Source organism: Paraglaciecola arctica, from assembly GCF_018861065.1.
In the GTDB taxonomy this organism is placed as follows: Bacteria; Pseudomonadota; Gammaproteobacteria; order Enterobacterales; family Alteromonadaceae; genus Paraglaciecola; species Paraglaciecola arctica_B.
The window spans coordinates 146,588-167,619 of the sequence record NZ_JAHKQO010000031.1 but is presented as its reverse complement, the minus strand read 5'-3'; the positions used below and the strand labels follow the sequence as shown (position 1 = coordinate 167,619).

The 21,032-nt window shown below is 40.2% G+C and carries 20 protein-coding genes; 8 read left to right on the top strand and 12 right to left on the bottom strand.

Annotated features, from left to right (window positions below; genetic code table 11):
* Positions 1–38: 38 nt before the first annotated feature.
* The gene (locus tag KO534_RS12030; protein ID WP_215929896.1) at positions 39–851 is read right to left on the bottom strand and encodes a hypothetical protein; all 813 of its coding nucleotides are present in this window, start codon (positions 849–851) and stop codon (positions 39–41) included.
* Positions 852–875: 24 nt separating this feature from the next.
* The gene (locus KO534_RS12025) at positions 876–2,339 is read right to left on the bottom strand and encodes a WS/DGAT/MGAT family O-acyltransferase (RefSeq protein ID WP_252732106.1); all 1,464 of its coding nucleotides are present in this window, start codon (positions 2,337–2,339) and stop codon (positions 876–878) included.
* Between the two features lie 149 nt (positions 2,340–2,488).
* On the opposite strand from KO534_RS12025, the gene KO534_RS12020 reads away from it, so the two are divergent.
* From KO534_RS12020 to KO534_RS12010, 3 genes are all read left to right on the top strand, one after another.
* Entirely contained in the window at positions 2,489–3,334 is an 846-nt protein-coding gene (locus KO534_RS12020) for an HDOD domain-containing protein (protein ID WP_215929895.1), read from the top strand.
* 179 nt (positions 3,335–3,513) lie between these two features.
* Positions 3,514–4,233 carry a DUF481 domain-containing protein gene (locus KO534_RS12015; RefSeq protein WP_252732105.1) on the top strand — a complete coding sequence of 240 codons (720 nt, stop codon included), beginning with the start codon at positions 3,514–3,516 and terminating at the stop codon, positions 4,231–4,233.
* 102 nt (positions 4,234–4,335) lie between these two features.
* A complete protein-coding gene (locus KO534_RS12010) occupies positions 4,336–5,064 on the top strand; it encodes a DUF481 domain-containing protein (protein ID WP_215929893.1) in 729 nt (242 codons plus the stop codon).
* Between the two features lie 53 nt (positions 5,065–5,117).
* Here the strand turns inward: KO534_RS12010 and KO534_RS12005 are convergent, their stop codons facing one another.
* Complete coding sequence (locus tag KO534_RS12005) at positions 5,118–6,083, bottom strand: GlxA family transcriptional regulator (RefSeq protein WP_215929892.1); 966 nt, start codon at positions 6,081–6,083, stop codon at positions 5,118–5,120.
* 155 nt (positions 6,084–6,238) lie between these two features.
* Here KO534_RS12005 and KO534_RS12000 point away from each other — a divergent pair, with 155 nt between their 5' ends.
* The 3 genes from KO534_RS12000 to KO534_RS11990 are packed head-to-tail and all read left to right on the top strand — an operon-like array spanning position 6,239 to position 7,402.
* A complete protein-coding gene (locus KO534_RS12000; RefSeq protein WP_215929891.1) occupies positions 6,239–6,883 on the top strand; it encodes a DJ-1/PfpI family protein in 645 nt (214 codons plus the stop codon).
* A complete protein-coding gene (locus tag KO534_RS11995) occupies positions 6,870–7,091 on the top strand; it encodes a DUF1272 domain-containing protein (RefSeq protein WP_215929890.1) in 222 nt (73 codons plus the stop codon). Before KO534_RS12000 ends, KO534_RS11995 begins: the two co-directional genes overlap by 14 nt.
* On the top strand, positions 7,091–7,402 hold the full coding sequence (locus tag KO534_RS11990) for a cupin domain-containing protein (protein WP_215929889.1): 312 nt from the start codon (positions 7,091–7,093) through the stop codon (positions 7,400–7,402). The genes KO534_RS11995 and KO534_RS11990 overlap by 1 nt, the downstream gene beginning before the upstream one ends.
* A gap of 12 nt (positions 7,403–7,414) precedes the next feature.
* Here the strand turns inward: KO534_RS11990 and KO534_RS11985 are convergent, their stop codons facing one another.
* The 7 genes from KO534_RS11985 to KO534_RS11955 form a co-directional block, all read right to left on the bottom strand.
* A complete protein-coding gene (locus KO534_RS11985) occupies positions 7,415–8,662 on the bottom strand; it encodes a hypothetical protein (RefSeq protein WP_215929888.1) in 1,248 nt (415 codons plus the stop codon).
* Entirely contained in the window at positions 8,655–9,200 is a 546-nt protein-coding gene (locus KO534_RS11980) for a methylamine utilization protein (RefSeq protein ID WP_354667932.1), read from the bottom strand. Before KO534_RS11980 ends, KO534_RS11985 begins: the two co-directional genes overlap by 8 nt.
* Positions 9,201–9,531: 331 nt before the next feature.
* Complete coding sequence (locus KO534_RS11975) at positions 9,532–13,089, bottom strand: FimV/HubP family polar landmark protein (RefSeq protein ID WP_215929886.1); 3,558 nt, start codon at positions 13,087–13,089, stop codon at positions 9,532–9,534.
* Between the two features lie 409 nt (positions 13,090–13,498).
* Complete coding sequence (locus KO534_RS11970; protein WP_215929885.1) at positions 13,499–14,515, bottom strand: aspartate-semialdehyde dehydrogenase; 1,017 nt, start codon at positions 14,513–14,515, stop codon at positions 13,499–13,501.
* Positions 14,516–14,572: 57 nt separating this feature from the next.
* Positions 14,573–15,700 carry a 4-phosphoerythronate dehydrogenase gene (locus KO534_RS11965; protein ID WP_215929884.1) on the bottom strand — a complete coding sequence of 376 codons (1,128 nt, stop codon included), beginning with the start codon at positions 15,698–15,700 and terminating at the stop codon, positions 14,573–14,575.
* 218 nt (positions 15,701–15,918) lie between these two features.
* On the bottom strand, positions 15,919–16,809 hold the full coding sequence (locus KO534_RS11960; RefSeq protein WP_215929883.1) for an alpha/beta fold hydrolase: 891 nt from the start codon (positions 16,807–16,809) through the stop codon (positions 15,919–15,921).
* 3 nt (positions 16,810–16,812) lie between these two features.
* Positions 16,813–17,568, bottom strand: coding sequence for a class II aldolase/adducin family protein (locus KO534_RS11955; protein ID WP_215929882.1), 756 nt, complete (start codon positions 17,566–17,568; stop codon positions 16,813–16,815).
* 91 nt (positions 17,569–17,659) lie between these two features.
* Between KO534_RS11955 and KO534_RS11950 the strand changes: the two genes are divergently transcribed.
* Positions 17,660–18,349 carry a Crp/Fnr family transcriptional regulator gene (locus KO534_RS11950; protein WP_215929881.1) on the top strand — a complete coding sequence of 230 codons (690 nt, stop codon included), beginning with the start codon at positions 17,660–17,662 and terminating at the stop codon, positions 18,347–18,349.
* 11 nt (positions 18,350–18,360) lie between these two features.
* Here the strand turns inward: KO534_RS11950 and KO534_RS11945 are convergent, their stop codons facing one another.
* Entirely contained in the window at positions 18,361–18,546 is a 186-nt protein-coding gene (locus KO534_RS11945; protein WP_215929880.1) for a DUF2970 domain-containing protein, read from the bottom strand.
* Between the two features lie 234 nt (positions 18,547–18,780).
* Between KO534_RS11945 and KO534_RS11940 the strand changes: the two genes are divergently transcribed.
* Entirely contained in the window at positions 18,781–19,299 is a 519-nt protein-coding gene (locus KO534_RS11940) for a PepSY domain-containing protein (RefSeq protein ID WP_215929879.1), read from the top strand.
* 187 nt (positions 19,300–19,486) lie between these two features.
* Here KO534_RS11940 and KO534_RS11935 read toward each other — a convergent pair whose 3' ends face one another.
* On the bottom strand, positions 19,487–20,926 hold the full coding sequence (locus KO534_RS11935) for a tetratricopeptide repeat protein (protein WP_215929878.1): 1,440 nt from the start codon (positions 20,924–20,926) through the stop codon (positions 19,487–19,489).
* Between the last annotated feature and the right edge of the window lie 106 nt (positions 20,927–21,032).

Genomic DNA, 21,032 nt, shown 5'->3' with positions numbered 1-21,032 from the left:
ATTTTATAGGTTTGAGTAAGCACCAATACTGCTGCAATTTATACACCTTGGCTGAGTTGCTCAAGTTTTTGCCCAGTAGTCACGTCTTGAAATGATTGGTTATTATACGGTCGCCAATTAGATTCATTCTGTGCCAACCTATTTGCAATAATCCACACAGCTTGTGGATTATGTCCTAAACCTGAATGACTGCCCCTGACTTGGATATTTTCAGCCAGGTGATGATCTTCAATATTCTGATTAATGCAGGATTGCCAATGCACGACACCATCACTTTTAGAATATAATGCAGAATTGGGCACAGGGGGCGGCGTATGCATATGTTGTACTATTTCCGGATTAGTTTTTGAAACATTTCCATTTATCATTTCAAATAATCCTGCAACAGCAAGAGATGAGCCTTGTGTACCATTAAACGGACTACCTAATGTAATCACTTGTCGCACACAATCAGGGATAATACGAGCAAGTTCCCTAGCTAAAATGCCCCCCAAGCTCCACCCCACAATACTCACTTTGGCGTTATGAATTACTGATAATTCAATTACTCTATTAATCAGTTTATCACTTAGTACTTGTTCGCCGCCTACTATATGTGTACCCAAATTGCGTCCAAGCTCCCAACCATAGCTTTGGTAACCTTTTCTTTTTAAGAAGGAGCGAATGGGTTTGGTAGACAGATCACTGGCTAAAAAACCGGGGATCACTAACACTGGGTGACCGTCACCGTTGGGAGCCCTTTTTAGAAAAGGTAGCGTAATCCCAAAAGCACTCAACTCAAATAACGACCGACCTTCGCCAAACATATGAAATAAAGAAGGCCTTGGAATATTAGGTAATACATGTTTCATCACAAATCCTATAAAACGTTGAGATTATTCATCTTGCATAAGCGCATCAAGAGCTGCTCGACCCGCTAGTTTTTCTTGTACTGCCAACTCCAATTCATTGGCACTTTCACGAATATAACGGGTAAACAACTCTAAATCAGGCATTAAATTAGCGGAACTTGTGGGGCTAATAGTCAAAGTTCCGTTATAACTGCAAATTGGCATAATTAAACCCATGCCATCAAATATTGGGGCAGTTCCCATATTAACAATGAGTTTATGCCCCGCTAGATAAATGGGAATTTGCGGCCCTGGAACATTAGTAATCACCACATTGAATAGCGGACTATGATGTTTGGCGATAGCGGCTCTAGAATAGAACCGCGCCGCCACGCCAGCTAATCCAAAAGGAATTAATTCAGCGTACCCCATTAAACTCTTGGCATCTATGGCATCTTGGTAGAGTTTACCTACCATGGTATTAATTTGAATTTTTTCGAGGCGCTTACAAGGGTCTTCAACATCCGTTGCCAGTTGCACATACATTGCTGACACTTGATTACCCATGGCATTTTTTTCTTCTGCGGTACGTGTGGATACTGGCACCATTGCAACAAGTGGTTTATCAGGTAATTCACCTTTTTCCAATAGATACCGCCTAAGCGCTCCACCGCAGATGGCGAGAATCACGTCGTTCAATGTCGCCCCGTCTACCACCTTTCTAAGAGCCTTAACCCGATTGATATCCAGTATTGCTGAATCCCAAGTGCGTTCCATTTCCACCAAATTGTTAAACCTCGTTTTTGGGGCATTAAACGGCATCGTTGGCATTTTTATGCCTTGAGCACGGGTCATATAACCGGCTTTAAAAGTCGCCTTTCCAGTATCCCACAATAACCCCGGCAGCTTAGTTGGACGAGAAATAAAGTTATAGGCACTTTTGGCCATCAACCCAACAGGACCGGGAATGGGTTTCTTAGGTTTGATAACAACTGGCTTTGGAGGGGCAGGAGTATCAGAAACGTCAAACAACATCGACATTAAATCGGCCCCAGACTTGCCATCGAATCCCGAATGGTGGACTTTAGTAATTAAGGCAACCGAACCTTTTGGAACTTGTGGAATATTGTCCACACCCTCCACAAAAATAAACTCCCATAACGGGCGTTCCCGATTTAACTGTTGAGAAAACAGCCTTGAAGCCAAATAGCGTAATTCTTTCCAACCACCAGGTCGAGGCAACGCAGTTTGGTGTAAGTGCATATTGATATCAAAGTCTGGATCTTCTACCCAGTAAGGTCTATCTAAACTAAAGGGAACGGTGACCAATTTTTGCGTTAACTTTTCGACTGTGTGTACGCGGTCACTCACAAATTTTCGAAAATCATCAAACTTGAGAGAACCTTCTAAAATGGCTACTCCACCTATGTGCATAGGTATCTTTGGTGATTCCAGATATAAAAATGATGCGTCTATTCCAGAAAGCTCTTCCATAGATATACAACTCAAAATGTTAACTACTTGTTAAAACACCCTATATAATTACTAATAAAAATCAACCTATTTTCTGTATATTAGTGATTACAAATAAAAAGACCCTCTCTTTTCAAATCATGAATGTTTATACTAGGCTAATACAAATTCCCAAATACTGAACTATGTCATCAATTAACCTTTCAGAAATCACTAGAATCGCCGGGCAATCGTTTGCGTTGCCGGATATTTGTGTGCGTATTCGCTCCATGTTAGATGACGATCAATCCGATCTTGAAGATATTGGTCGGCTCATTGCATTGGATCCTTCTTTATCATCAAAACTATTGAAGTTAGCCAATAGCCCTTTATTTCGGTTCGAATCACAAATTGATTCTCTGGCTAAAGCCATTAACATTATTGGTGGTGAAGCCTTATATAATCTGGTCATGGCAGAAACCGCAAGCTCTGCATTTGAACATTTCAGCAGCGATGTGATTGATTTAAAAAGATTTTGGTTACAGAGTATTTACGCAGCTTTGGTCGCAAAACATCTTGCTAAGATGGTAAAGATACGCGGAAGTGAACGATTTTTTTTATTAGGTTTACTACATAATTTAGGCGAGTTGTTAGTTGCAGTGCAAGCGCCAAACTTGGCAATAGACTGCAGTCAATATGACAAAAAGACTTCACCTTGGAAACTTCAACGCCAAGTATTAGGTTTTGACTACGCAAATTGCAGCGCAAAACTAATGGAATATTGGCGCTTACCTAGCCAGTTATATATTCCAGTAATGGATCTACATGATGAAAATAAAGCGCTACAAAACAAAGATATCGCAATTATTTACACAGCTGTACGTGCCAGCGTAGCCATGACTCATGATAATTTATATTCTGCGAGTCAGTTAATTACGCCTCTCGTTTTGAAGTACTTAAAACTAGATCAAGAAGATCTGAATGATGCGGTCAAATTTGCATCAATGGAAGCGGACGGTGTTTTAGGAGTGATGAACCCGACACTTAGTTAATTGAATTCGGAAAATAACAGCTTTTCATAGATTTTGCCCTTTAACTATGCACAATTACCGTGAAGTTATATATAATTCCCGCTAAATTTCTAGACTAATAGTATGTTTACACTATGAAGTGGCTCCCACTCCTTTTTGTTTTACTAACAGCTAATAATTGTTTCGCTGGGCAAAACATCATGCATTCGCTTTATTTAGCGGATAGACCCGATTTAGATGATGATGAGTTATCTATGATTGGCGAATTTGGTTTTTTGGTTGCAAGTGGCAATACTAATGCCTCAACCACCACAGCTAAGATAAATACTAGCCAAGAGTTAACATCTTGGAGTTATCAAATTATTGGTAGCGCTTTGTACAAACAAAGCCAACAAGAAATAGAGGGAGAAGAAGAAGACTTGGCATCGGCTCAAAGATTGTTCTTGTCTGGACAATTCGATCACAAACTAACCGAACCTGACGATAGGCTTTTTATCTATTGTGAATATGAAAACAATAGATTTAGTGGTTTTCGTTATCAAGCCGCATTAGCTGCAGGATGGACGTCAAGACTGTGGCACGATAAACAAAGTGAGTTTAAATACAGTGTAGGACCCGGTTATGCCATTTCAGAAGTTGAAAAACACAATACTGAAGAAGACACCAAAGGATTGATTGTTAGGGCGGCAATGGAATTCAAACAAAAATTTTCTAGCAATGCGACATTTCGGCAGTTTATTAGCACCGAAGCTGATCAAGAGTATTACAAAACTAAATCCGAAACCTCTCTATCAACAAAACTGACTGGCGCACTAGCGATGAAGCTAAGTTTAATAATGAATCACGATACTAGCGTTGGACCCGATATTGAAGAATTAGACACGGAAGCGGCTGTGACTCTGGTTTACCAATTTTTTTAATAGTGCGGTAAGACTAAAGTAGGGTTCTTCTGAGGCTTAGCTTCTGTCAAAATACCCACATCTGCACAAAACGAATTAAATATACATACAAAGGATATACGAATGAAAAAACCTCTAATTTTACTTGGGCTATGTGCTGCTGGAAATGCATTTGCTGCTGACGAAGTAAAACCATTTACAATGGACGGTGAATTTGGGTACATAGCCACAACAGGTAATACTGAAACAACTTCTGTGAAAGGAAAATTGTCAGCTCATCAAGAACTCACACAGTGGAGTAATGACTATACCCTTGAAGCCCTTTATAAAAAAGACGAGGTGGGTGATAGCCCCGTAGACGAGACAACCGCACAAAAGTACTTTTTGTCTGCACAAGGAAACTACAAGTTAGAAAACCCAGATCACCGCTTATTTGGTTTTGCTTCATACGAAGATGACAGATTTAGCAGCTATAACTATCAAGCAACCTTAGCTGCCGGTTGGTCACAAAAGATGTGGGAAGACGATACCAGTAAATTTAGCTACAGCATCGGTCCTGGTTATTCATTCGCAGAAACCACTGACGGTGTTGAACAAAACGGCATGATTGTTAGGGCAGCGTTAGACTACAACTGGAAAATTTCTGATACTGCCACCTTCAAGCAATTATTGAGTACTGAAGTAGGTAGCGATAATACTAAGTCTAAATCAGAAACATCAGTATCCGCTCAAATCAGTGGTGGTTTATCGCTTAAACTCTCTTTTTTGATGGATCATAACTCTGATGTTGAAGGTGATACTGACAAGTTAGATACACAAACTGCTGTCACTTTGGTATATAGCTTCTTCTAAAAATACCACTGAGTATATCAGGCCTAGTATTATAGGCCTGATAATCAACCTCACTATTCCTTATTGCCATGCAGCCGTTTATACAGAGCTGGAGATAACCCATACTTCGCTTCGAATGCCTTACTAAAACCCAATATCGACTTATAACCAACACTTGCGCTAGCTGACTTAACCACGCTTCCTGTTTCCAACAATTGTTTAGCTCTAAATAAGCGCCTATTTTCTAAAAATTTTGAAGGTGTGCAACCCACTTGATCAGTAAATCGCCGATAAAAAGTACGTTCTGTCATCGCTGACTTCTCTGCCATATCTTGTACCCTCAACGGCTTATGTAGGTTGGCATCTAACCAGACTACAATATCTGCGAAAACATCCTGGTTCTGTGCTGCTAACAGTTCACTAAACTGCGTTTGGTGACCGGGACGATGGGCATAAACCACTAACCAACTAGCGACTTCTCGCATTATTTTACTGCTATGATCACTCCCTAACATGGCTAAAGCCATGTCTATCCCTGTCGTCACCCCTGCAGAAGTCCATAAATTGTCGTCTATGCAATACAGTGCATCTTGTTGCACATTCACAGCAGGATAATCTCGAGCCAACAGTGCGAGGTCAGCCCAGTGAGTTGTGGCGTTTCTACCATCCAATAAACCGTTTGCTGCTAGTACCAACGCACCTGAACAAATAGAGCCAAACCTCTCAGCTATAGGAGCGTTGAGAGTTAACCAAGCGTGCAAACTAGGATGATTGGAAATCTCAGCGATAGCGTTATTGTCTCCGCCTACAACTAATATAGTGTCAGATGGGCACACCCTAACCCCTTCACAGCTTTGAGTCATTACCTCAATACCAGCACGGCAATGCACTACTCCACCAGTCACTGACAAAGTATGAACAGAATAAGCAGGATGTTTTAAAAACCTTTGAGCAGCACTAAAAACCGAGGACGGCCCGGAGAGATCCAACATTTCAAATTGGTCAAATATTACAAACAAAATTCGGCGAGGCATAAACATGGCAGAAAATTATACTTTTATGTCATTTCAGTCAATTACTTTGTGTCTTAGTATTGTATTTACAGATTTAAGAATCGAAATTCGCAAGTTAATGAATCAGCTTAAATCAGCAAGAAACAGTAAAGACTAGGTTTACCTTTAATGGAATCAAACAAATGTTAAATAAACAACCGCAGCTTAATATCGGCATTTACCTGTACGAAAATGCTGAAGTATTGGATTTTTCAGGACCATTTGAGGTGTTTACAACCGCAAACCGTTTAAACCAAACAGCACAACAATTTAAGGTATTTTTGATCGCAGAAAACGACTCGTCAGTTCTTGCTAGAGGCGGTTTTTGTGTTACTCCACACTACAATATTGATAGTCACCCACCACTTGAGTTGCTCATAGTTGCAGGAGGTGTACACGCCGTAGAAATGCAAAAATCACGTATTATTGAGTGGTTACAACAACAAGCTATCACTGTGCCTATTTTGGCCTCTGTATGTACAGGAGCATTTTTGTTAGCGCAAGCAGGTGTGTTGAATGGCTACAAAGCCACAACCCATTGGAGTGACATACGGCAATTTACACAAATGTTTTCGACTATCCCAATAATTGAAAATGTGAGTTGGGTAGACAACCAAAAGGTTATTACCTCTGCTGGCATTAGTGCAGGCATAGATATGAGTCTACATTTGTTGAGCAAATTAAGTAGCCAACAACTTGCCCTAGCGACCGCTAAACAAATGGAATTCCGCTGGAACAATAATGGACTGACTAACAAAAATCAGGATAACTCACATGCTTCAGATTAGACCCAACTGTGAAACGTGTCACTGCGACTTAGCAGTTGATTCAACAGCCTATATCTGTACCTTTGAATGTACTTTTTGCGATACCTGTACTGAAAATATACATATTCTTCAGTGTCCAAACTGCTTAGGGAATTTGGAAAAAAGGCCAATCCGTCCAAAAGCACTCTTAGCAAAATATCCACCTTCAACTAAAAGGGGCAGTAGCTAATGCAAATTATTCGAGCCAAAGACTACACCGCTGAAAATGCATGGGACGCAATAAACATAGCCTGCATGCAAGGTATAACCACTCGACTACATTGGACAGATCAACCCTATCAATGGCATATCAACGACGGAGAAGAGGTGTTTGTGGTGTTAGATGGTAAGGTAATGATGCATTACCAACAAGATACTAAACAGCTATCAACATTGCTTGAAACCGGTGACATTTTTTACGTGCCGGCGGGCAGTAAACATTATGCCGCCCCTATTGCTGAAGCAAGAGTGTTAGTCATTGAAAAACAAGGTAGCGTTTAGATAAACTCGTCATTACCAGCGATATTGCAGTACCGCTAGGCTTTGCTGCTGGTTGACTTCAAGGTCTTCTCCTAGCGTTGCTCTAATATCGGCACTATTTTCATTTATATGTTGCTCTAAACCTATTTGCCAATTTCTATTTAAATCGTAACGCCACGCCAAGGTATAACCGTGGCCGTCACTATTATTTTGATCCCACTCAAAAACATCATCTTCTCGCACTTTAAACTTATCAAAACGTAGACTGATCCTATGCGCTTTGTATTTATGGCTTAGCATTATGTACCAAGCGTCAAAATCAATATAAACAAAACGTGTTCCCATCACTGAGCTACCTGACAGCCATTGTGCAACTACACGAGTATTACCATCAAACTTATGCTGCAGCGCAAGGGAGTGAAACTTGGTTCGCCACGCGTACAATCTTTCATGACTCACCGCCAATGGATCGCCTTGATTGTCGTAATAGTAATAACGCAAAGTTGACTGTCTATAATAATCGATGTGTGCGCCTAGATAAAAACCAATGTTGCCGTCTAACTCATGGTAGGGCTCAACATAGTTAGGATGAAAGATTCTATCTTCAGCAATGACACTTGGATAGGCGGCAAATGGGACACGGTCATTATTTAAACTTTGCCTGTCATGCAGTGCAAAACCACGCCAACTAATTACAGTACCTAAGGGATCATTGGCTTTAAACAAGGATCCGTGCAACTCAAAAGAAATGGGACTGTTTCGACTTCGTCCTGGACTAAATACGCTAAGTTCTAAACCTGGGGTGCGCAGTTCTTCGCCAATCCAACTATTTACCGCTGATTGGGTATAGGTGAAAGGAGACAACCAACCCGAATCAACATTTTCCAATGAGAGTTTTGGGTAAAAAAAACCTATACGACCACGCCATCTAATTTTTGAACGACTTAAAGGTTTGTAACTGATGTACGCTTGAGAAATACCTAAATTTTGCTCACCTAACTGATAATAATTGGCTACAAGGTTATAACTCAAACCATTGGAAAAACTATCTGATAAATCAACAAATGCTTGTTGAACGTGAGCGCCGTCTTTAGAGTATGCAAGGATCCCCGTTCCTTCATCAAACCATGAGGTCTGTTCGCTTGCTTTAACAAAGTTAAGTTGTACTAGCCCCGTAACTTCGACCGCTAACCCCCTAACACTGAAAACCAGCGCGCTCAAAACCAACCATTTCAGTATAGTTGGCAAGCCTACTAATTTGCAGTTTACCGCATTATTCATAATCGGAAAATTCACCAGAAATATCTTCATACTGATTTACGTCAGGCAGAAGCGGTGAGGAAAGTACAATTTCAATATCAGAGGTAGCTGGTAACGACAATGGACGAGACAAAACACTAAATTTATCTTGAATTCTTGGATGCCAGACGTCGAGCTGATAGTCTCCGTCAGGTAACTCTAGAGTGAGATTGCCCTCGCTATCCGTTTTACCGAAATAAGGGGTATCCACAACAAAAATATAGCCCAACATCCAATCATGAATATTACACCCCAATTCAACTGCCCCCGTATTTGAGAACAGCAATGGGTCAGCTTGTAGCTCTTTGTACAACTGCAGTTCAAAAGTCTTTGCTTGAGAGAATGAATAAACGTGATGTTTGATTGAATCAGAATTAGGAAAGCGCACTTGTGTATCTTTTTGAACAGCCAAGATATGCGGTGAAAATTGTGTATTTACCTGATCCATAATTTCTATTTTATTAGAGATAGCGCTAACCTTTGACGCTTTTGGCGTGAGATAAACCACAACATTGCCCACCCGTTGCCTCTCCTGTGTCAGTACTTTGACAGAGATTTTATTGGATTGAACAAAAAAAGAAACTGAGAATAGAGTGAACACTAAAATTAACTTTAACATAGATGCCTAAATTCGAATGTAATCTGCTGCTTAGATAAACGCTGTATTTAATATGTTATTACATAGCTGAATGTCAGACTACAACATAAAAATCCATGCAATGCGCAGTGAATTAATATTCGCTTTAATTGATGACTCGTAAACTTCATAGACAGAGCAACCCGTCAAAATCGTTCATTAATTTTCAGCTAGTTGAGTTTTAATTATTTCATTCGACTCATAAGATAGCTTTCTAGTCCAATTTATCTATGACTTTTCTCGCTGCGGCTATCTGCTCTGGACTGCCTTTTTGCAAAATTTCCTCAAGCAACTCTTTGGCTGATTCTTCTTCACCAATCTCTATATAAGCATGGGCTAAGTCTAATTTCGCGCCTAACCCATCGTCAGCATCAACGTCGATCATTTCCAAATTATCGAATTCGTTTACAAAGGGCTCAAGGGGTATATCTAAGTCTAATGCTTTTTCTACTTCATCTTCTGATTCAGCACCTACACTTTCATTTAATAATGCTTCCACATCTAAAAAGTCTTCTGAATCGGCTTGAATCTCATTGTTCTCTTCGTTTTTAGGTGTCTCATCTAGTAACGCTGCAATATCAAACCCAGTATCATCATCTTCAATTGTTGATAACTCTTCGTCCAGATCAATAGACTCAAGCATTTCATCAAAGTTTGATTCTTCTAATTCATCCAAAACCTCTTTATCTTCACTAACTGTCGCTTGCTGTTCACTCGGGTGCAAAGCATCATCATCTAACCAATCCCCCAAACCAGGTAAATCATCTAATTCATCACTACCACTTGGTGATGAGTCAACCCTTGTGTTTTCAAAATTTTCGTCAAATGCATTATCAAGTTCACTATCATCAAAATCTTCTATTGAATCGTAGTCATCTAAAGATTTAGGTTGTTTAGGCGCAGGATCTGGGCTTTGTTCTTTAGAGACGAAGTCATCTGCTGAAAACTCTAAATCGTCAAGAGAACTGATAGAAGCAGACTCATTTGAGGTAAGATCTTCTAAGACCTCGTCCAGCTCCGCTTTTTCAAAATCTTCTAATGCTTTTTCTAATTGGTCTTCGTCTAAAGCAGTGTCACTGTCGCTAGACGAATCCAATTCTGTATTTAATACTTCATCGATTGTCTCTGCTTCGGCAGATTCCACCGCTTCATCAACCGGCTCTATTTGAGCAGCCTCTGTGGCTTCTTCTGCTGGCTCCATTGCTTCCCGTTCGTCAACTACATTTGTTTCAGCAGACTCGGCTGTTTCAAGATCTGGCTCCACTTCTGCAGATTCTTCCGCGGCTGCGGTTGATTCTGTTACTTCATCAACAGGCTCAATTTGGGCAGGTTCTGTAGCTTCTTCTGACTCTATATCTGCGGGCTCATCGACTTCGACAGCTTCAGCCGACTCCGTTGTTTTATCCTCTGGGTCTTGCTCTGCAGGCTCTTCCACTTCATCGACTGTTTCTGTTGATTCTGTTACTTCATCAACAGGCTCAACTTGGGTTGGTTCTGCAGCTTCTACTTCTGACTCTATATTTGCAGCTTTATCGACTTCAACTGCTTCAGCCGACCCTGCTGTTTCATCATCTGGCTCTAGTTCTGCCGACTCTTCCACTTCATCGATTTTTTCTGCTTCGGTAGATTCTAATGCTTCATCAACAGACTCAACTTGGGCTGGTTCTGCGGCATCTTCTACTGACTCTATTTCTGTGGGTTCATCGACTATGTCAGCTTCTGCCGACTCTGAAGCTTCTTGAACTGACCCAACATCTGCAGATTTTTCTACTTCATCGATTGTTTCTGCTTCGACAGGTTCTGCTTCTTCAGAGGCGGGGGCTACTTGGGGAATATCTACTAGCGCATCGGTTAGTTCTGTCTCTTCTTGCGAGGGTGCGATATCTTCGGATTCTAGCTGTGACTCAACATCAAGTAATTCGTCTACATCAGTATGTACAGTCTCGTTAAGTACTTCAGATATATCAATTTCAACATCATCGTCTGCATCAATTGAATCTGGTGTTGCAAAGTTCTCAGCTAATAAATCATCATCAATGTCTTCTTCTAAACCATCGTACTTCTGAATATCAAGTTGTGGTTCGTTTGCAGATTCAGGTAACTCGTCTTCCTCATCAGGCATCATCGAACGCATTTGTTCGACTTGTTCTAATTCTTCAATAAGACTACCTGTTACATTGTCGAGCTCCTCATTTTGGGACGCTATCTCATTATCAAGGTTCTGTAACACCTCTTCATTAATATCACCAGAATCCTCAAGTAGCTCGCTGGCCACGTTTTTGTCTTCAGGTTCTTCAAGCAATTCATCAATACTAATTTCTGGCTGTTCTTCGTCAACCTCTACTGGCGCCAACAAAGATTCATCAGGTGTCGCATCTTCTTCATATTCTATGTCATCGGCTTCCGACTCGACTTGTTGCTCGTCTTCTTCAATCAACATATCGTCGATATCTGAGTTATCTGCACCATCAGACACTTTCGCTAACAAGTCATCATTAGAGATCTCATCAGAATCAACTGGAAGTTCTTCATCCAATTCAGATAACAATTCATCATCTTCGTCAAATAAGCTGTCTAGGTCATCTTGCTCTACAACTTCGGCGCCAACTTCGAATTCTTCTTCATCAAGTAAATTATCGAGGTCGTCATCACCTAGTTCATCAAAGATTTCTGAATCATCAACGAGGGGCTCTTCTATACTATCGCCAAGCGCATCATCTAAGGATTCTTCAAGCTCTTCAGCTAAAACATCGTCGAGTAAATCATCATCACCAAATAGGTTGTCGTTATCGAGATCGTCACTATCATCCGACGACAACTCGTTACTGAGTGCGTCTGACAAGTCATCCATTTCTGCGGTTAAGGGATCCAAAGAAAGGTCGTCGATATCATCTTCTTCAGCAGTAACGGCTACCGATTCTTTGCGTTTAATCATCCAATACGCAAAAGCTGCAAGCACTAATAAAACAGGAAGGGTGAACAGCAAAATAAGCATAATTGGGTTATTTAACCAAGACTCTCCTTGCTCTGCCAAGAGTGCCGCTTTTTTGGCATCTTCTTGACGAGACTTCTCTAACAACTCCTCAATGCTTTCACCCATCTGCTCCATTTGCAGAGATTTTTGTTGTTCCTGACCGCGCATTTCATCAATGTCGGTATTCACTTTATCGAGTCTTTCAAATAACCTTTTATTTTCATCTAAGATACTTTGAACGCTACTAATTGACTCGGCAAACTGCTTCCTAATTGCCATAAATTGGCGATTTTGTGCCTCGTCGATAGCCCCTAACTTTTGCTCTATTAGCTCTTTGGTTTCATCCAAAGTGGCGTTGTTGTTAGTTGATTGGTTTTGGCTATTTGCGCTACTTCCATTGGATGAATTAGATGAGAGGTTTTGTAAGTTCTGTGAATCCAGATCCGCTTTTTGTCTTGCTTGTTGATTACTAACTCTGGCGATATAACGTTCGGACGGTAACTTTAAAATCGAACCATCTTTTAATAAATTTATATTTTGTTGTTCAAACGCATCAGGGTTTAGTTCATAGATCGCCTGCATAACCTGATAAACCGACAAACCACTATTTTGTCTATAACGCTGGGAAATTTGCCATAAGGTATCGGAAGATTCTATTGGTCCATAAATAGTACCGGAGTATTGATCGCTTGCGTCCTTGGGGCCTTTTATCTGAACTTGTTGAAAATCAGCAGCATAAACAGCAGTAACGAAATTCAGCATAATAAAAAGCTGTAATGCTATCTTTCGCAAATTCATATGTTTCCTTTTCCCCAAAACATCAACTTACCACTATTAACATGGTTGTTCGCAGCAGTGCCGATCTAGAATAAATTCGTTTTAAAAAGTATCTTTTATTGTTATGAATAACTGACTAAGTGATTGCTATTAATGTCATTTTATTGACTGATACATTCCCAGACGTATACCTAAAGCAATTCGTATTCCAAGTTTGAAAGCTACCACTAACTATTTATACAACTATAAACTAGAAGGTCAGTTTGATCTAGAATCACAACTTAGTTTGCAAAGATCACTGTAGCGGTTGGTTCCTAAAAAAGTATAACGCTAAAATGTCTGATTTAATGGTTTAGCTAAGGATATTATCGGCAACAATAGGGAATTATTGAGAGTCACAGTTGAGCTGTGACTCTCGCTGGAATGTGACCTACATATAATCCCTAACAAGCACCTCGGCGATCTGTACACTGTTAGTTGCTGCGCCTTTGCGCACGTTATCAGAAACAACCCACATATTGATCCCGTTAGGATGAGATATGTCATTCCTGACACGCCCAACATGGGTATCATCGTTGCCACTAGCACTGCTTACTTGGGTAGGAAAATCCTCTCTGCTTCTATGCAGAACAACTCCTGGCGCATTTTCCAATAAATCCTTCACTGCTTCAGCATCAATAGGGGCACGTGTCTCTAGATGAATCGCTTCACCGTGACCATAAAAGACCGGTACACGCACTGCTGTTGCATTCACTAAAATAGAGTCATCGCCCATTATTTTTTTGGTTTCCCACACCATCTTCATTTCTTCTTTGGTGTAATCGTTATCCATAAAAGCATCTATTTGTGGAATAACATTAAAAGCAATTTGGCGACTAAATACATCAGGTTTGGCCTCTTTACCACTTAGCAAGGCCGCCGTTTGATGGGCTAACTCATCTATTGCAGATTTTCCGCCTCCCGATACAGACTGATAAGTAGAAACATTAATTCTTTCTATACCCACCGCGTCATGAATAGGCTTTAAAGCCACCATCATTTGTATAGTAGAACAATTCGGATTGGCAATAATATTGCGATTACGGAAGTCCGCCAATGCCTGAGGGTTAACTTCTGGCACAACCAAAGGAATATCTGCATCATAACGATAGTGAGAGGTATTATCGATTACCACACAACCTGCATCAGCCGCAATCGGTGCGAATTTCTCAGACACGCTGCCACCAGCCGAGAAAAAGCCGAGCTGAACTTGGCTCCAATCAAACTTATCTGCATCTAAAACGGTAATCTCTTTTCCTTTGAAGGTCACCTTTCCGCCTGCAGATCGTGCGCTGGCTAATGGATAAAGTTTATTGATTGGAAAATCTCTTTGTTCAAGAATTTCAATCATGTGTTGTCCTACTAATCCAGTAGCGCCCAACACGGCGACATCAAAGGCCCGAGACATGGTTTTATTACTCCTAAAAATTTAAATAAAATGGGGTTATCATGAATTTAAGCCGCACTATTTTGCAGCTAAAAATCCAAGAGCGTAGATTGCCTTTGAATCAACAAAATTTCCAGTATTTACCGCGATTGCTGAAAATTCTCTTCTTATAGGATAGTGTTTTCGGATATATCTAAATTGCTCAGGGCCCAAGGCTTGTTTTTTAAACACTTGATCATCTTTAGCAATGTCGTAGACGTTAAGAATCAATTGACTCGCAACCTTTACAAAACTCTGTTCAGCATCCACCTCAAATGGCCCAACATTAGGTTTCGGTAAATAATCACTGAGAGTCTTGTGAGCCTGCTTTCCCAACAACTCACTTAATGCCACATACAACATTTCGGTGCCTCTAGCCTTACCTTCAATTGTATGCCCGGCAATGTGTGCCGTGGCGAGAGTAATATAGGGAATTAACTGTAATTGAATATCCGGCTCGTTATCCCAAACATCTAACACTAGATTAAGTTTTTTACCTTGCTCGAATAATTCCAGAGCCGCTTGGTTGTCCAATACTTCACCACGGCAAGCGTTAATTAACAGTTGTTGCTCAGACAATTGCATTAATCTAGGTTTATCAAACATACCTTGAGTTTGATATTTACCTGCTTTTATCCATGGCACATGTAGAGTAATAACGTCACATTGCATAATGTCATCCATGGGCACAAAATCACGGGGATCGCCAGCATCATCTAGCGGTGGATCACACAATTTGTATTTAATGCCAAGCACGCTCAAGCGCTCAGATAAAGCTGTCCCAACATGCCCTGCCCCAATAATACCTACAGTTTTGTGTTGTAACGACCAATTATGTTTATTGGCCGTCACCACCATGGCACTCAACACATATTCAGCTACCGCGACTGCATTACATCCACCTGCTGAAACAAAAGGAATACCTCTCGATTCTAAATAATTCTGGTCAACGTGGTCAGTACCTGCAGTAGCAGTGGCTACAAATTTAAGGCGTGAATTTTTACAAAGTAAATCAGCGTTAACTTTAGTGGTAGAGCGAACTAATAAAACATCTGCGTCAGCCAGCATTTCAGGGTTAACGGTTTTGTGGGAGAAAACCTGACACTCTCCGAGCTCTTCAAAAAACTCAGCAGCATAAGGCATACTGTCTTCATAATAAATTTTCATGATTTGAGAATAACAAATTTTGTGATGGGGATTATTATGCCACGCTCTGAGATGTTTTTTTGAATTAACTATTCCCAGTTGCCGACCCATTACCGAGAATCTATATAACTCACAGCAGCTAGGTACAGCTTTATTTGACAGCAACAAATTGGCGCTGTTTCGACACGTTTCTAATCAAAGTTAAGTTTGTTTAGAACATAGTGTCTATTGCACAAAGTTTAAACAATTACCTCATTCAAAAATGCTTGATACAAATCTAAAACGTCTTGAGGTGCCTCAAGTTGTGGATAATGCCCCACATCTAGAGCGGTAGTTTTCGGATTAGGAATAATTTCAATATAGTGGTCAAGCATATGTTGGCCAGAGATAGGATCTTGTACCCCATTGATAAAATATAGAGGTATCGATGTTCTGAGCATATTTGAGGTCCAACGTTGGCCTTGTTCGCGGCGCTCGTCAATATAGCTCAATAAATTCGGTAACACTCTTTTACCATGATTATATTCAATGAGTTGCCACAGAGTATCTATCTCATCATCTTGGGGCTGACTCTTAGCACCGAATATTTTTTTAAATCCTCGACTTAAACTCGCCTTGTTCATGAAATAACTTGCCAAACCACCGATTCGACTTTTTAATAATTTTTGTGTCAATAGTGGTCGATGTTGAGAGGCAAATAACCCTCCATTTAGAAAACAAAGCGACAGAATTTTAGCCGATTGACCCGATATATTGTGGCGACTCAATAACTCTTGTGCCACCGAGTCCCCATAGTCATGTGCAAGAATATGATAGTTTTCAATTCCCAATTGCCTCAATAGCAACTCTATAATATTAGCTTGTTCCAGCAAGCTATATTGATAGTTTGTCGGTTTAGCAGACAAACCAAAGCCTAATAAATCTAAGCTAACTAAGCGGTATTGCTCAGCCAAATGTTGCCATTGATAATGCCAATCCCACGCTGCACTAGGAAATCCGTGAATAAACAAAATGGTTTCTTTGTGAGGGTTTGTTTGGAAGTCCAATGATTGCCAGTGAGCAATACGGTGTCCGCACAACTCACTGAATTCAGCATTTTTTATATAGGCTTCTAAATCACGTTGTAACAACTATTAAAGCTCGTATCCAGGATTGATACGGTCTAACTTACGTAATATTCCAGGCCACGCCAAAGCACCGCCAGCGGAGCGTGTAACTTGTTTAGCTTGGGCTTGTATTCCTGCTAAAATCTGCGACGGAATAAGGTTCAATTCTTGGCCACTAGCTTGTGCTTTAAGCTGAATTTGGCAAGAACATTCCAGAAAATACATATACACAAATGCATCTGCAATAGTTTCAGCACAGGTTAACAACCCATGATTGCGAAGAATCATAAAATACGTTTCACCTAGGTCTGCTACTAAACGTGATTTTTCATCAGGGTTTAATGCCACACCTTCATAGTCATGGTAAGACAGTGACGAAAGTGGAAACAACGATTGTTGACTAAGGGGTAAAAGCCCTTGTTTACTTGCTGACACTGCAATACCTGCGGCTGTATGTAAATGCAACACACACTTCGCATCATCTCGGGCCTCGTGCACAGCACTATGAATAGTGAATCCTGCTGGATTAATTTCATAATCCGACTCCATGACTTTATTGCCTTGTAAGTCAATTTTAACCAAACTGGACGCAGTGATTTCTTCAAACATCATTCCATAAGGATTGATTAAAAAATGGTGTTCTGGCCCCGGCACTCTGGCTGAAATATGCGTAAACACTAGATCATCCCAACCATGCATGGCGACGGCTCGATAACACGCAGCTAAATCAACTCGGGTTTGCCATTCTTGTTCACTCACTTGTTGTTTTACTGAAGTTGTCATTCGTTTCTTTCTCTGTTGAATATTAATCAGCTTACGATAAGCTAGAGGGCACAAACTAAACTGTCGCCAAATTGACAATTGTCGAGTTTTTATGAAATCACACGAAATCCGTCAGATCCTTTCGCAAAATCCATGGTTTGCTTCCCTTCCAGAATCATTAGCAAATACATTACTTGATAATGGAAAGCTAAAAGTACTGAACGATCAACAAATATTGCATAAAAAAAATGATTTGGCGGACGGATTTTACTGTGTACTCAGTGGTCGAATTCGCGTCAGTAACTTTTCAGTAGAAGGCAAGGAGCTGGTACTAACGTGGATTCAACCGGGAAATTGGTTTGGCGAAATTTCACTGATTGATGGACAACCACGCACGCACGATGGACATGCTGAAGATACAACGACGCTATTAAAAATCACCAAGTCAGCTTTTGAGAAAATGTTCAATGAGCATCAGGATTGGTCGCAGCACCTTATGCGCCTTCTGTGTCAAAGAGTTCGTGCTACTTTCACCCTTTTAGATGAAACGGGGTGTTTATCTTTAAAAGGTCAGCTGTGTAAAAGGCTAAGCTTGTTACACAAAGGATTAGAAGAACAACAAGATACACTAGCAAATGAATTAACTATTTCTCAAGATGCCCTCGCGCAACTGATTCATAGTTCTAGGCAAACGGTCAACAAAATATTGAAAAGCTTACAAAAAGAAAATGTCATAAACATTAAATATGGAAAGATCATCATCTTAGACAAAAGCGCACTCGAAAAGTTAAGCCAAATTTAACGATTCCTGTTTTAAAGTACTAGATTCACTATCAACACTAATATACCAATCAGACCAAGTACAAATAACACTCCCACTATGGCATAAGGCACAAAAGAGGTCTGTTCGAAATCACTCTTATAATTGGCGTCACTTTGTACGCCTAGCATACTGGCAGCGACACTTTTAAAGACGTCCAATAGATTTTTCTTTGCCATATTTATAAGGCTCCTGTGCAGATAAAGTTAATAAAACATTAACAATAGGTTATACCTTTGCGTGATTTTCACCAAATCTTTTGTGTTATCAAACCTGTGGCGACCCTTTAAATAGATCTAAATCAAAACAACAGTTGGTTTTTGGTAAAAAATCCGTCAAGCATATTAACCTTAGCGGATGAATGAAGTACCTTATAAGCCAATTCACCACCTATGTTTGGTCTAATAAACTCTATGGCATCTACTAAGCTTCACAGTACTTTGCGTCAATACCATCGTTGGTTAGGATTTTTCCTTTCTGGCATTATGGCCGTTTATGCTATCAGCGGTATTTTGTTAATTTTCAGAAACACCGACATACTGAAATACCCACAACAAGAACAACATCAGCTAGCGACACAACTCAGCGCTGACGCTTTAGGTGAGCAACTACGGATCAAGGGTTTTGCAGTACTAGAGCAAGATGAATCTACGATTATCTTTAAACAAGGAACCTATGACAAAACCTCTGGACTAGCGGTCGTTAACCAAAAAGACTATCCCAAAGTGCTTCAAAAGCTAGTTAAATTACACAAAGCGACCACTAATAGCCCGCTTTATTGGCTCAATATTAGTTTTGGTCTAAGCCTATTATTTTTTGTGGTGTCGGCTTTTATAATGTTTCTACCCAAAACCAAATTATTTAAGAATGGTTTAAAAATAGCGGGGATTGGATTTGTTTTCGCTATTTTGGTGTTGATTTATGGTTCCTGATGCAACGGCAAATCCCCTCCTTTGCTTTTTTGATTCGGCTTTTATTCGTTAGGTAATAACGACACGCAACTTTTGAAGCGCTCGCCGTCAAAGCTTGCAACTCTCTTTGAAGGGGAGCAAGTATGCAAAGTACTAGAACACCGCTAACGATAATGAAAATAACTTGCTCTGGCCATGGTGACAAAGATTAAAGGCTCTCCAACCATATTTTTGCTTGGGCAATTTGCTGCGAGTTTTTTGACCAATTAATCACGTTGCCTAGGAAAAAGTGAGCATATTCCTTGTTTTTCATTTTCACCATGTATGAGCCGGCTCTATAGTTAAGATAGATATTCGAAGGCATTAGGCTCACCGCTGCGATAATTTCCTCGGATGATTTTTGGTACTCACCAATCTGCCAGTATAAATCCGCTAGAAATACTTGGGTTTGACTGAATCGCCCCTTCTTTTTCGCTTGTTCTAAATAATATATCGCTAGCCGACGCATTTCATCGTTGCGTTTGGGTAATCGCTTGATCAGTTCCTTGTATGCCTGCCCTATATTTAGGTAAACCTCTGCATCCAGATTTTTAGTGCGAACTAATCCATCCAATAGAGTTAATGCTTGAGTGGTTTTCCCTTGGCGTACCAACAAAAATGACTTGACCGATAGCGCCTTTGGCTCATTGAGCTCTAAGGCTTGTTGGAGAAACCTATCGGAACTTTTGCGTTGACCTTTGGAAAAAGCTAAATGAGACATATTGGCATAAAGCAGGCCCTGACTAAGCTCTTCGCTTTGATAATCCAAACTAAACTCAGGTATTGTAAAGCGCTTGGCATATAAGATCCGTTTACGATTGTAGCGCTCTAATTGTTTTTGTAGTTCATCAATACTGACAGCAAAAGATTGCTCAAACGCCTCAATAGGAGCCATTCCTTTATTGTACAGATTTAAAAATTTAGTCAACGAATCGTTGTAATCCTCAAATCCATTCACACTACTAAATTGCAAAAAGTGTACAAAAAGCCAAGCCGTTGAATAATATTTCTGAATGATGTTATTCGATGCAGACATAATATCGGTTTGGGTCAATAAACTTTTTAAATCGAGCAAACCACTATTCGCGTATTTCCCTGCTGCTCGATTAGCCATTTTACCAATAACCACATAATTCTCATCGTATTCCAAACTCGAATAAAGTTCGGCAATGCCTTCATCAAACCAACGTGGATATCTGAAACTTGAATTCACTCTAAGCAAATAATGTAAATATTCGTGATATAAAGTACTCAAATCGAGTTTTCTTAAATTTCCGGGCCCAACTACCATTACTGGTCCCCGAACGGTATCCATGAAAAAACCACTGACTTTGCGGTTGGGTTGTATTTTTGCGTAATCGTTTTGACTTTTAAAAACGTAGATATCGACTGGTGCAAAGTTCTTATTGTCTAAGTGTAATAACTCAACCAAGGTCGCTCTAAACACCTCAAAATCCAACAAGGCACTTTCTACTTGTTGCTTATCAAGATCAGAATAAAGCCTAAAATGTGAGCTTTTGAATTCAGTCCAAGTACTAAATTCGGCACGTACACTAAACGCAAAGAATAAAAATTGCAGTAGCAACAATAACAGGAGTATCTGACGCAACGGCTGTCCATTAGAATTGTGAGAGTAATATCGCCAATGATCTTGGCACAGCAGCAGACTAGGTTCAATCATTGTGCTGTTAAGTTAAGTACAAATAACCTAGAAT